This window comes from Pseudomonas sp. BIGb0164 (genome assembly GCF_024810135.1).
Taxonomy (GTDB): Bacteria; Pseudomonadota; Gammaproteobacteria; order Pseudomonadales; family Pseudomonadaceae; genus Aquipseudomonas.
The window spans coordinates 64325-76467 of the sequence record NZ_JANUEA010000003.1; the positions used below are offsets into that span (position 1 = coordinate 64325).

12 protein-coding genes are annotated in these 12143 nt (G+C 61.6%); 10 read left to right on the plus strand and 2 right to left on the minus strand.

What is annotated here, in order from left to right; all coding sequences use genetic code 11:
- The first annotated feature begins 376 nt into the window (after nt 1–376).
- The 9 genes from M2394_RS08120 to pqqE all read left to right on the plus strand — a co-directional run bounded on the left by M2394_RS08120 (nt 377) and on the right by pqqE (nt 9238).
- Nucleotides 377–823 (plus strand): Lrp/AsnC family transcriptional regulator, encoded by a 447-nt coding sequence (locus M2394_RS08120; protein ID WP_178920229.1) that lies wholly within the window; start codon nt 377–379, stop codon nt 821–823.
- A gap of 146 nt (nt 824–969) precedes the next feature.
- Complete coding sequence (locus M2394_RS08125) at nt 970–2661, plus strand: NAD(P)/FAD-dependent oxidoreductase (RefSeq protein WP_259172064.1); 1692 nt, start codon at nt 970–972, stop codon at nt 2659–2661.
- Nucleotides 2662–2671: 10 nt separating this feature from the next.
- On the plus strand, nt 2672–3466 hold the full coding sequence (locus M2394_RS08130; protein ID WP_259172065.1) for a carbon-nitrogen hydrolase family protein: 795 nt from the start codon (nt 2672–2674) through the stop codon (nt 3464–3466).
- A gap of 48 nt (nt 3467–3514) precedes the next feature.
- On the plus strand, nt 3515–5863 hold the full coding sequence (pqqF, locus tag M2394_RS08135; RefSeq protein ID WP_259172538.1) for a pyrroloquinoline quinone biosynthesis protein PqqF: 2349 nt from the start codon (nt 3515–3517) through the stop codon (nt 5861–5863).
- A gap of 158 nt (nt 5864–6021) precedes the next feature.
- Complete coding sequence (gene pqqA / locus M2394_RS08140) at nt 6022–6096, plus strand: pyrroloquinoline quinone precursor peptide PqqA (RefSeq protein ID WP_003194766.1); 75 nt, start codon at nt 6022–6024, stop codon at nt 6094–6096.
- Nucleotides 6097–6167: 71 nt separating this feature from the next.
- Nucleotides 6168–7079: a pyrroloquinoline quinone biosynthesis protein PqqB gene (gene pqqB, locus M2394_RS08145; RefSeq protein WP_259172066.1), complete on the plus strand. Its 912-nt coding sequence runs from the start codon at nt 6168–6170 to the stop codon at nt 7077–7079.
- 11 nt (nt 7080–7090) lie between these two features.
- Nucleotides 7091–7843, plus strand: coding sequence for a pyrroloquinoline-quinone synthase PqqC (gene pqqC, locus M2394_RS08150; RefSeq protein WP_259172067.1), 753 nt, complete (start codon nt 7091–7093; stop codon nt 7841–7843).
- Nucleotides 7840–8115, plus strand: a complete 276-nt coding sequence (pqqD, locus tag M2394_RS08155) for a pyrroloquinoline quinone biosynthesis peptide chaperone PqqD (RefSeq protein ID WP_178920225.1) — start codon at nt 7840–7842, stop codon at nt 8113–8115. Before pqqC ends, pqqD begins: the two co-directional genes overlap by 4 nt.
- Nucleotides 8087–9238 (plus strand): pyrroloquinoline quinone biosynthesis protein PqqE, encoded by a 1152-nt coding sequence (pqqE, locus tag M2394_RS08160; protein WP_178920224.1) that lies wholly within the window; start codon nt 8087–8089, stop codon nt 9236–9238. The genes pqqD and pqqE overlap by 29 nt, the downstream gene beginning before the upstream one ends.
- A 5-nt stretch (nt 9239–9243) precedes the next feature.
- Here pqqE and M2394_RS08165 read toward each other — a convergent pair whose 3' ends face one another.
- Nucleotides 9244–9402 carry a YqaE/Pmp3 family membrane protein gene (locus M2394_RS08165; RefSeq protein WP_003228885.1) on the minus strand — a complete coding sequence of 53 codons (159 nt, stop codon included), beginning with the start codon at nt 9400–9402 and terminating at the stop codon, nt 9244–9246.
- Nucleotides 9403–9585: 183 nt separating this feature from the next.
- Nucleotides 9586–10848 carry an aspartate aminotransferase family protein gene (locus M2394_RS08170; RefSeq protein ID WP_259172069.1) on the minus strand — a complete coding sequence of 421 codons (1263 nt, stop codon included), beginning with the start codon at nt 10846–10848 and terminating at the stop codon, nt 9586–9588.
- 209 nt (nt 10849–11057) lie between these two features.
- Here M2394_RS08170 and M2394_RS08175 point away from each other — a divergent pair, with 209 nt between their 5' ends.
- Nucleotides 11058–11957, plus strand: a complete 900-nt coding sequence (locus M2394_RS08175) for a LysR family transcriptional regulator (RefSeq protein ID WP_178920222.1) — start codon at nt 11058–11060, stop codon at nt 11955–11957.
- Nucleotides 11958–12143 lie beyond the last annotated feature (186 nt).

The window sequence follows — 12143 nt, forward strand, 5'->3', positions numbered from 1 at the left end:
GACCACGAGCTCCGATGAGGCTTCAGAGATTTTCCGCAATAAGCTCGTCTGAGGTGAACGCTGCACGGTGATTTAGATGTTCCCTAGCACACGCGAGGTGGGCGCATTGTGACGAGCCATCCAAATACAACACCAGAGTTGTATTTAATTAGCTATGGCCACATGATCGTCAACCGGAAACAATCACTAGATTTCACGGGCAGTTGACCGGTGATCCGATCGGACGGACAGTACACGAACGGACTCTTTACATACCACATAACGGTTCAAGTCCGTGTGGGCCCACCAAACAAGAAAGCCGCGCATTGCGCGGCTTTTGTGTGTCTGGAAGGCTGTAATATACCGTCCCATTGCCGCCCGCACTGGAGCCCTCCCCTTGCCCATCCTCGATGAAATCGACCGCCAACTGATCGCTGCCCTGCAGATCAACGCCCGCGAAAGCGTCGCCATGCTTGCCCGGCAGTTGGGTATCGCACGCACAACGGTGACGTCGCGCCTGGCGCGGCTGGAGAAGACCCAGGTGATCACCGGATACGGCGTACGTCTCGGCCAACGGGTGGTCGACGGCGGTTTGCAGGCGTATGTGGGCATTACCGTGCAGGCGCGTTCGGGCAAGGACGTGCTGCGCAAGCTCAGTGCCATGGCCCAGGTCCAGCAATTGTGCGCGGTGAGTGGCGAGTTCGACTATGTGGCGTGGCTGCGCACCGATTCGCCGGAACAGCTGGATCAACTGCTGGACCAGATCGGCAGTGTCGACGGCGTGGAGAAAACCACCACGTCGATCATCCTCAGTAACAAATTGGATCGTGGACAGCCAATCTGACCGTCGACTTCGTCACTCTGACTAAAAACAATTCATTACGACGACACTTTGCGTCTTATTAACGAGCGCAAGGCTCCCTAAACTGGCTGCCATCTTTTCCTATACTCAGCGGGACGTGCCCCGCCGAGTTGCCAGCCAGGTTTGCCATGAACGAACTCAACAAGAACAATCGCCACCCTGCAGACGGTAAGAAACCCATCACCATCTTCGGCCCGGATTTCCCGTTTGCCTTTGATGACTGGATCGAGCACCCGGCCGGGCTCGGCAGCATCCCCGCCGCCAACCACGGTGCCGAAGTGGCGATCGTCGGCGCGGGCATCGCAGGCCTGGTGGCCGCTTACGAGTTGATGAAGCTGGGCCTCAAGCCGGTGGTGTACGAGGCCTCGAAGATGGGCGGCCGCTTGCGCTCCCAGGCCTTCGAAGGCGCCGAAGGCATCATCGCCGAGCTGGGCGGCATGCGGTTCCCTGTGTCGTCCACCGCGTTCTACCACTATGTGGACAAGCTGGGCCTGGAAACCAAACCTTTTCCCAACCCGCTGACACCCGCCTCTGGCAGCACGGTGATCGACCTCGAAGGCCAGACCCACTACGCGCAAAAACTCTCCGACCTGCCCGTTCTGTTCCAGGAAGTGGCCGACGCCTGGGCCGATGCCCTGGAAGCGGGCTCGCAGTTCGGCGATATCCAACAAGCCATCCGCGACCGCGACGTACCGCGCCTCAAGGAACTGTGGAACAAGCTGGTACCCCTGTGGGACGACCGCACCTTCTACGACTTCGTCGCCACCTCCAAGGCGTTCGCCAAGCTCTCGTTTGCGCACCGCGAAGTGTTTGGCCAGGTGGGTTTCGGCACCGGTGGCTGGGACTCGGACTTCCCCAACTCCATGCTGGAAATCTTCCGCGTGGTGATGACCAACTGCGACGACCATCAGCACCTCGTCGTCGGCGGCGTCGCGCAGGTGCCCATGGGCATCTGGCGCCATGTGCCAGAGCGCTGCGCCCACTGGCCGGCCGGCACCAGCCTGAGTTCGCTGCACCGCGGTGCGCCGCGCGCCGGGGTGAAACGCATTGCCCACGCACCGGATGGCCGTTTCGCGGTCACCGACAACTACGGCGACACCCGCGAATACGCCGCCGTGCTGACCACCTGCCAAAGCTGGCTGTTGACCACCCAAATCGAATGCGATGAAACCTTGTTCTCGCAAAAAATGTGGATGGCCCTCGACCGCACCCGCTACATGCAATCATCGAAGACCTTCGTGATGGTCGATCGCCCGTTCTGGAAAGACAAAGACCCGGAAACCGGCCGCGACCTGATGAGCATGACCCTCACCGATCGCCTCACCCGTGGCACTTACCTGTTCGACAACGGCGACGACAAGCCGGGGGTCATCTGCCTGTCGTACTCGTGGATGAGCGATGCGCTGAAAATGCTGCCGCAACCCATCGACAAACGCGTGAAGCTGGCCCTGGATGCGCTGAAAAAGATCTACCCGAACGTCGACATCAAGGCGCGCATCATCGGCGACCCGATCACCGTGTCCTGGGAGGCTGACCCGCACTTCCTCGGCGCCTTCAAAGGCGCCCTGCCGGGCCACTATCGCTACAACCAGCGCATGTATGCGCACTTCATGCAGAAGGACATGCCCGCCGAACAGCGCGGGATCTTTATCGCCGGTGATGACGTCTCCTGGACGCCCGCGTGGGTGGAGGGCGCGGTGCAGACCTCGCTGAACGCCGTGTGGGGCATCATGACCCACTTCGGCGGCAGCACTCACCCCGAGAACCCGGGGCCTGGGGATGTGTTCGACGAAATCGGGCCGATCGCCCTGGCCGACTGAGGAACTCAACATGCGTGTTGCCTTGTACCAATGCCCGCCACTGCCGCTGGACGTCGCCGGCAACCTCACACGCCTGCATCAATTGGCGCACGAGGCCTCTGGCGCCGATGTACTGGTGCTGCCGGAGATGTTTCTCACCGGCTACAACATCGGCGCAGAAGCGGTGGGCGCCCTGGCCGAGGCGCAGGATGGGCCGTCGGCACAGGCCATTGCCGAGCTGGCCAAAAGCGCCGGGCTGGCGATTCTCTACGGTTACCCGGAGCGTGCCGAAGACGGGCAAATCTACAACGCCGTGCAACTGATCGACGCCCAGGGCCAGCGCCTGTGCAACTACCGCAAGACGCACCTGTTCGGCGACCTGGACCACTCGATGTTCAGTGCCGGCGAGGATGACTTCCCGCTGGTGGAACTCAACGGCTGGAAGCTCGGTTTCCTGATCTGCTACGACCTGGAGTTTCCGGAAAACACCCGGCGCCTGGCCCTGGCCGGCGCCGAGCTGATCCTGGTGCCCACCGCCAACATGGTGCCCTTCGACTTTGTCGCCGATGTCACCGTGCGGGCGCGGGCGTTTGAAAATCAATGTTATGTGGCCTACGCCAACTATTGTGGGCACGAAGGTGAGATCCAGTACTGCGGGCAAAGCAGCATCGCCGCGCCGAACGGCCAGCGCATCGCCCAGGCGGGGCTGGATGAAGCCTTGATCGTTGGCACCCTGGAGCGTCAATCGATCCTCGATGCCCGCGCCGCCAACCACTACCTGCAAGACCGTCGCCCCGAACTCTACGGCGCACTGCACAAACCCTGAACCAGCCGGTTTGTTAACATGGGCACTTCCAACGTTTCGGAAGTGCCCATGCCCGCGCCGGCCCACCCTCATCACCTTCACCTGACCCTGGCCAACGGCTTGCGGGTTTCCCTGCGTCATGCGCCGCGCCTGAAGCGTTGCGCTGCTGTTCTCCAGGTGGCTGCCGGCAGCCATGACGTGCCCTTGGCGTGGCCGGGGCTGGCGCATTTTCTTGAGCATCTGTTGTTTCTGGACACTGAGCGCTTTCCTGCGGGCGAAGGGCTGATGGCCTACGTGCAACGCCATGGGGGCCAGGTCAACGCCAGCACACGCGAGCGCACCACAGACTTCTTCTTTGAACTGCCAGAACCGACGTTTGCCGGTGGCCTGGACCGGCTGGCGCACATGCTGGCCCAGCCGCGCCTGGCAGTGGAAGACCAGTTGCGCGAACGCGAGGTGTTGCACGCGGAATTTGTCGCCTGGAGCCAGGATGCCAAGGCGCAGCAGCAAGTGGCTTTGCTGGAAGGCTTGGCGGCGGACCATCCGCTGCGAGGGTTTCATGCGGGCAACCGCGACAGCCTGCCAGTTGAGCGTGAGACCTTTCAGCAGGCGTTGCGGGAATTCCATACCCGCTTTTATCAGAGCGGGCAGATGACCCTGAGCCTGGCCGGGCCACAGTCGCTGCAAACACTCCAAACCCTGGCACAGCAGTTCAGCGAGCAACTGCCCTTCGGCACCCGACAACCGCAGGCCAATCCGCCCGCCCTGATGCCCGGGCCAACGCCCAGCTATCAGCACCTGGCCGGCGATCATCTGCATCAGGTTATCACCGGCGATGCGCCCCGAGAGGCCCTGGATTTTCTCTGCACCTGGCTCAACGCTTCGGCGCAGGGCGGGCTGCTGGCCGAACTGAAAACATGCCAGCTGGCCACGGCAGTGCAGGCCAGCGTGCTGTATCACTTCGCGGGGCAAGCCGTGTTGGATATCGACATTACGCTCAGCCCCGACGGCGCATCACCGACCCAGATCGAGGCATTGCTGCACGACTGGCTGAGCTTTTTCGCACACAGCGATTGGACGGCCCTGCAGGAGGAGTTCACCCTGCTGGCCGCTCGTCAACAACAGGTCCAGGGCGCCCTGGCATTGGCGCGAAACAATCAGGCAGCCCTGTCACAACAGAGCCTCGCAGCCCTCAAGACCCTGCTGGACGCACTGCACCTCAAGCCCGCCACGCATGCCTGGCAACTGCCGCCACCCAACCCGTTCCTGCGGGCGCCGGTGAAAGAAGAACGTGCTGGGCTGATCCGCGGCCAGACCAGCGCCCACCGGGGCTTGCGCACCTTTGCCCAGGATCGCTCCCGTGGTCGGCGTGAGGTGTCGGCGCTGACATTCAGCCAGGCGTTGGCGGACGACGGTGATGAAGGCGCGCTGTACGTGCAATGGCAGGGTGCCCCTGCTGGCCTGGAAGGTGCCTTGCAGCCCCTGCGTGAGAACGCTCGCCAGGCCGGCGTGGAAATATCGTTCGAAACCGTAGGCCATGACTGGTTGGTGAAGCTGGTCGGGCTGCACGACCCCATGCCGGCTGTCCTGGAGGCGTTGGCGCAAAGCCTGAACCAAGCTCACGAGGCACCTTCAACCAACACGCCCATGATTGCCATCCGGGAATTACTCAAGGCGCTGCCCGCTTTTCTCACGGCCCACCCTCTGGACAGCAAGGCTTCATGGGCCACTGCTCGCTGGCAAGCCCAGGGACTGGGGTTTCCCGCCTCGGTGGAGGCCGCACTCAAAACGGCGGCGGCGCGCTTGCCCGGCCAGCCTGCCAACCTTGAGCACTCACCTGTGACGCTGGGCGGGCTTCATTGGCATGAGGTGAAAACCGATTCCAGCGAAGCCGCACTGTTGCTGTTCTGCCCAGCACCGAGCCAATCCCTGGCCGATGAGGCCGCGTGGCGGCTGCTCGGCCACCTGCTCCAAGGACCGTTCTACCAACGCCTGCGGGTCGAACTGCAAATCGGCTACGCCGTGTTCAGCGGTATCCGACAGATCAACGGGCAAACCGGCCTGCTATTTGGCGTGAAATCCCCTGACGTAGCGCTGAAAGGCATCGTTGATCACCTGCAAACCTTTCTTCAGCAGGTGCCGGCGCTGATCGACGGCAGCCCTGACTTGGGCCATCAGGCGTTGGCACAGCAGTTCTCACCTCAAACGCTGCCGATTGCCCAAGCTGCCGAGCTGGTCTGGCAGGCACGGTTGGCCGGCCATCCGTCGGGATACCTTGAAGCCCTTCAACAACAGATCCAAGGCTGCACCCGCGAAGACCTGCAACACGCCGCACGGCAACTGAACGCGGCCACAGGCGGCTGGCGCTGTGTCGCCAATGGCCCGCGAACTTCAGATAGCTGGCAGGTAGCAGATTGATCATTGCCGTCTCTGCAACAGGCTTTTTCCGCCGAGACAGCGCTAACTCGACAAGAATTGGGTAACATTCCTACGCAATATCTGAACATCTCCGACTGGAGGTGGACTATATGTATTACTTGGTAGTGAACGTCCCATCCCTTGGTAGGAGTATGAATATGACCTGGTCCAAACCTGCTTACACTGATCTGCGCATCGGTTTCGAAGTCACCATGTACTTCGCCAGCCGTTAATCCGCTGGGTAATACAACGCCTCGGTTCGCCCGGGGCGTTTTTGTTTTGAGCTTTGCTTGATGGAGTTGCCATGTTTGTCCAGATTCTAGGTTCCGCCGCTGGCGGTGGTTTCCCGCAGTGGAACTGCAACTGCGTCAACTGCGCGGGTTTTCGCGACGGCAGCCTGCGGGCCCAGGCGCGCACCCAGTCGTCCATCGCAATCTCCGACGACGGCGTGAACTGGGTACTGTGCAACGCCTCACCGGATATCCGTGCGCAACTCCAGGGCTTTGCCCCAATGCAACCCGGCCGCGCCCTGCGTGACACCGGCATCAGTGCGATCATCCTGATGGACAGCCAGATCGACCACACCACCGGCCTGCTCAGCCTGCGCGAAGGCTGCCCGCACCAGGTGTGGTGCACCGACATGGTCCATGAAGACTTGAGCACCGGCTTCCCGCTGTTCACCATGCTCACCCATTGGAACGGTGGCCTGGCCTGGAACCGCATCGAGCTGGATAAAAGCTTCACCGTCCCGGCCTGCCCCAACCTGCGCTTTACCCCATTGCCACTGCGCAGCGCCGCGCCACCCTATTCACCGCACCGCTTCGACCCGCACCCAGGTGACAACATCGGCCTGATCGTCGAAGACCTGCGCACCGGCGGCAAACTGTTCTACGCCCCGGGTCTGGGCAAGGTCGACGCCCCGTTGCTGGAGATCATGGCCGGCAGCGACTGCCTGCTGGTGGACGGCACGATGTGGGACGACGACGAAATGCAACGCCGTGGTGTTGGCACCCGCACCGGCCGCGAGATGGGCCACCTGGCCCAGAATGGCCCTGGCGGCATGCTGGAAGTGCTGGAGCAATTGCCAGAGCAGCGCAAAGTGCTTATCCACATCAACAACACCAACCCGATCCTCGATGAAGATTCCCCCGAGCGCGCGGAGCTGGTGCGGCGTAATGTCGAAGTGGCTTACGACGGCATGAGCATCGAACTGTAGGAGCGACCGAAATGACTGACACGCCGTTGACCACCACTGAATTCGAAGCCGCCCTGCGCGCCAAGGGCGCCTTCTACCATATCCATCACCCCTACCATGTGGCGATGTATGAAGGCCGCGCTACCCGTGAGCAGATCCAGGGCTGGGTCGCCAACCGCTTCTACTACCAGGTGAACATCCCCCAGAAAGACGCCGCGATCCTGGCCAATTGCCCGGACCGTGAGATCCGCCGCGAGTGGATCCAGCGCCTGCTCGACCACGACGGTGCCCCGGGTGAAGACGGCGGCATCGAAGCCTGGTTGCGCCTGGGCCAGGCCGTGGGCCTCGACCCGGACCAATTGCGCTCCCAGGAGCTGGTGTTGCCCGGCGTGCGGTTTGCGGTGGATGCCTACGTCAACTTCGCCCGTCGCGCCAGTTGGCAGGAAGCGGCCAGCAGCTCGCTGACCGAGCTGTTTGCGCCGCAGATCCACCAGTCGCGCCTCGATAGCTGGCCGCAGCATTACCCCTGGATCGACCCGGCCGGCTACGAGTACTTCCGCACTCGCCTGGGCCAGGCCCGTCGCGATGTGGAGCACGGCCTGGCAATCACGCTGCAGCACTACACCACCCGTGAAGGCCAGGAGCGCATGCTGGAAATCCTGCAGTTCAAACTGGACATTTTGTGGAGCATGCTCGATGCCATGAGCATGGCCTATGAACTCAAGCGCCCTCCGTATCACAGCGTGACCGACGCGCGGGTGTGGCATAAAGGGATCACCCTATGAGCTTTGATCGCAGCAAGACACCCGCATGGCGCCCTGGCTATCGCTTCCAGTACGAACCGGCGCAAAAAGGCCATGTGCTGCTCTACCCCGAGGGCATGATCAAGCTCAACGACAGCGCCGCATTGATCGGTGGCTTGATCGATGGCGAGCGCGATGTGGCCGCGATTATCGCCGAGCTGGATCAGCAGTTTCCCGGCGTGCCTGAACTCGGTGAAGACATCGAGCAATTCATGGAGGTCGCCCGTGCTGAGCACTGGATCACCCTTACCTGAAAAGCCGGCCATTGGCCTGCCGCTGTGGTTGCTTGCCGAGCTGACCTACCGCTGCCCGTTGCAGTGCCCGTATTGCTCCAACCCGCTGGATTTTGCCGAGCAGGGCAAGGAGCTGAGCACCGAGCAGTGGATCAAGGTATTTCGTGAGGCGCGGGAAATGGGCGCGGCGCAACTGGGGTTCTCTGGCGGCGAACCGCTGGTGCGCCAGGACCTGGCCGAGTTGATTGGCGAGGCGCGCAAACTGGGGTTCTACACCAACCTGATCACTTCCGGCATCGGCTTGACCGAACAGAAGATCAGCGACTTCAAGAAAGCCGGCCTGGACCATATCCAGATCAGCTTCCAAGCCAGCGACGAACAGGTGAACAACCTGCTGGCCGGCTCTAAAAAAGCCTTCGCACAAAAGCTGGAAATGGCCCGCGCGGTGAAGGCCCATGGCTACCCGATGGTGCTCAACTTCGTGACCCATCGGCACAACATCGACAAGATCGACCGCATCATCGAGCTGTGCATCGCCCTGGAGGCGGACTTTGTCGAGCTTGCCACCTGCCAGTTCTACGGCTGGGCCCAGCTCAATCGCGTGGGGCTGTTGCCGACCCGGGAGCAGTTGGTGCGCGCCGAACGCATCACCAACGAATACCGGGCCAAACTGGAAGCCGAAGGCCACCCGTGCAAGCTGATCTTCGTCACGCCGGACTACTACGAAGAGCGCCCGAAAGCCTGCATGAATGGCTGGGGCAGCATCTTTCTGACAGTCACACCCGACGGCACTGCCCTGCCGTGCCATGGTGCCCGACAGATGCCGGTGCAATTTCCCAACGTGCGTGACCACAGCATGCAGCACATCTGGTACGACTCGTTCGGTTTCAACCGCTTTCGCGGCTACGACTGGATGCCCGAGCCGTGCCGCTCATGCGACGAAAAGGAAAAGGACTTTGGCGGCTGCCGTTGCCAGGCGTTCATGCTCACGGGCGATGCGAGCAATGCCGATCCGGTGTGCAGCAAGTCCGAGCAGCACGGCATCATCCTTCAAGCGCGGGAAGACGCCGAGCACGCCACCCAGACCATCGAGCAACTGGCCTTTCGCAATGAGCGCAACTCACGGCTCATCGCAAAAGGCTGACGGCCTCAGCGTTTGGCGATGATGTACACCGCGTGCACGATGCCCGGGATGTAACCGCACAAGGTCAGCAGGATGTTCAGCCAGAACGCGCCGCCGAAGCCTACTTGCAGGAACACGCCCAGTGGTGGCAACAGAATGGCGATGATGATTCGAATGAAATCCATGGGGTCAGCTCCAAAAAATCGGCTCGTGTGAGCCGTTAAGCTAATCGACCTTGGCGGTGTGTGAGGGTTCAGTGAAATCTGGCGTTGGGCCATCTATGCCTGCGCAGACAAAAAAACGCCCCCAGCCAAAAGAATCAGGCCGGAGGCGCCGCGTATACCGCGAGACGGTTCAGGAAATCAGGTTTAAACAGCAATACCCTTGCGGCATTGCAGTTGTGCGGTGCGCACGCGGGAGAAGGCGCGCGCCAGGCGCAGGAGCATTTCGTCGATGTTGCTTTTGCTCACGGTCAGCGCTGGGGTGAAGCGCAGGCAGTTGGGTTGCGGGGCATTGAGGATCAGGCCTTCATGCAGTGCGGCTTTTACCACTGCATCCGCAGAATCATCCGATAAGGTCAGGCCCCACATCAGGCCATGACCGCGCAGTTGGCCGTGGTCGTAGCGGTAGGCCAGGCGAGCAAGCCCTTCGCCCAGGTACAGGCCGGACTCACGCACGTGTTCAAGAAAGCCGTGTTCCAACACGGCATCAAGTATCGCCCCACCCGCCGAGGCCATCAGCGCATTGCCATGATGGGTGCCTTCCAATTCGCCCACCTCGAAACAGCAGGCTTTGCCACGTGCCAGCAGGGCTGCCAACGGAACGCCGCCACCCAAGCCTTTGCCGAGCGTGACAATGTCGGCACGCACACCGTACTGCTGCTCGGCGAGCAGCGTGCCGCAGCGCCCCATGCCGGTTTGCACTTCGTCGAGGATCAGCAGGATCCCCAATTCCCGGCACAGGCGTTCAACGCCCTTGAGGTAGTGTTCGGTCGCGGGAATCACGCCGGCTTCGCCCTGGATCGGTTCGAGCAGGATGGCGACCGTGTGCGCGTCGACTGCCGCGTGCAGGGCCGGCAGGTCGTTGAAGGGCACATGGCTGAACCCCGGCAATTGCGGCTCAAAGCGGTTTTGCGGGCCGCCCGCCGATGCCGACATCGCCGCAAAGCTGCGCCCATGGTTGCCGGCGCTGGCGCTGATGATTCGATAGGCACCGTTGCGATGCAATTGGCCCCACTTGCGCGCCAGCTTGATCGCGGCTTCAACGGCCTCGGAGCCACTGTTGAGCAAGTAGGCCTGGTCGCTGCCCGTGCGGTGGCACAGGCGTTCAGCGAGGTTGAGTTGGGCGCGGTTGTGCAGGCCATTGCCTGGGTTGATCAAGGACTGGGCTTGATCGGCCAGCGCCCTGATCAAGGCTTGAGGGCTGTGGCCGAGGCTGTTGGCGCCGTTGCCCTGGCTGAAATCCAGGTAGGCACGCTCGTCACTGTCCCACAGCCAAGAGCCCTGGCCGCGCACGAAGACTTGAGGTGGGCGTGCCACGGTCGGCATCAGGAACTCACTGGAAGGATTGTTGCTGGAAGCCTCCAGGACCAAATCGTCCAGGCTCGGCGCGGGGCGACGGAACAGATTCATAGCTCACCTGTAATAGCAACGGGACCTTGGTCGGTGCGCCCCGTAATCACGGGTGTGAGATTTATTGCCTTGCCTATGTAAACGCCATCAACAAAAACGCTGTTCATTGTCCGATCCGGCCCTGTAAGCCCTGCGAATAGGCGCTAGACTAGGCGCCCAAGGGGCCAGCGGCCATTTCGATTTTCCAGCTTTTTCGATAAGTAAGTCTTATGGATTTCAAGCAACTGCGTTATTTCGTCGCGGTGTATGAGGAAGGCCACGTCGGCCGTGCTGCCGAGCGCCTGTCGATCTCCCAGCCAGCCCTGTCGCAACAGATTCGCCAGCTGGAACAGAACCTCGATGTGAGTCTGTTCGAGCGCAGCAGCAAACGCCTGCTGCCCACCCTCGCTGCGCACACCTTGTATAACCACGCGCTGCCGTTGATCGACGGCATGCAACACGCCGTCGAAGCCCTGCGCAACTTCAAGGGCCAGGCGATGCGCACCCTGGCCATCGGCGTGCTGCAAACCGTGCACACCAGCCTGGTGCCGCAAATGCTCGAACGGGTGCGCAAGGCCCAGCCGCACCTGGTGGTGCAGATCTATGAATTGACGGGGTTGGAGATTGAGCGGCGTTTGCTCAACGGCTCGCTGGATATCGGCATCAGCTACCTGCCACCGCGCCAACCTGGGCTGCATGGCGTGCTGCTGTACGAAGATGAGTTGAAAGTGGTCATCCCCGAGGACCATCCCCTGCGGGAATTCAAGAAGGTCTCGCTGAAACAGGCGGCCGAATTGCCGATGTTGTTGTTGGGGGAAGAGTTTCAGGTCCGGCAGATCTGGCAGGGCCAACTGTCCAACCTAGGGCGGCGCCCGCAAGTACAGGCGGAACTCAACACCATGGTGGGGATTCTCGACAGCCTGCCCCATACCCAACTTGCCACCGTGTTACCGGGGCGCTCACAGGATGAGCACAACAGCCAATTACTGCTGTGGAAGCCGTTGAGTGAACCGAGGGTGCCGCTGAAAGTGGGCCTGGTGTGCCGCGACGTGCAGCGCCAGCAAGCGACGGTGGCGTTGCTGCGCACCTTGCTGGAAGACGTGATGAATGCCCCGCAGGCGCCTGCCTGAACTTTTTCGCAGGCAAAAGAAAACCCCGCCGAAGCGGGGCTTTGCAGACTGTTTCCCTGACATCCATTTCACTCCGCCGTCCTGGCAGAATCCTACGTGTCCGTGTTGTTGCTTTGCGCTTCCTGCGCGACGTCCATGTGAAGTAGATTATCGATGGATCCAATTTGGCGATAGAGGACGAATAGC

What these genes read in the sequence shown, in the direction of transcription:
- M2394_RS08165 (WP_003228885.1), bottom strand. Translation starts at nt 9,402, where the DNA reads ATGGATTTCATTCGAATCATCATCGCCATTCTGTTGCCACCACTGGGC.
- M2394_RS08130 (WP_259172065.1), top strand. Translation starts at nt 2,672, where the DNA reads ATGCGTGTTGCCTTGTACCAATGCCCGCCACTGCCGCTGGACGTCGCC.
- pqqF (WP_259172538.1), top strand. Translation starts at nt 3,515, where the DNA reads ATGCCCGCGCCGGCCCACCCTCATCACCTTCACCTGACCCTGGCCAAC.
- pqqC (WP_259172067.1), top strand. Translation starts at nt 7,091, where the DNA reads ATGACTGACACGCCGTTGACCACCACTGAATTCGAAGCCGCCCTGCGC.
- M2394_RS08125 (WP_259172064.1), top strand. Translation starts at nt 970, where the DNA reads ATGAACGAACTCAACAAGAACAATCGCCACCCTGCAGACGGTAAGAAA.
- pqqB (WP_259172066.1), top strand. Translation starts at nt 6,168, where the DNA reads ATGTTTGTCCAGATTCTAGGTTCCGCCGCTGGCGGTGGTTTCCCGCAG.
- M2394_RS08175 (WP_178920222.1), top strand. Translation starts at nt 11,058, where the DNA reads ATGGATTTCAAGCAACTGCGTTATTTCGTCGCGGTGTATGAGGAAGGC.
- pqqD (WP_178920225.1), top strand. Translation starts at nt 7,840, where the DNA reads ATGAGCTTTGATCGCAGCAAGACACCCGCATGGCGCCCTGGCTATCGC.
- M2394_RS08170 (WP_259172069.1), bottom strand. Translation starts at nt 10,848, where the DNA reads ATGAATCTGTTCCGTCGCCCCGCGCCGAGCCTGGACGATTTGGTCCTG.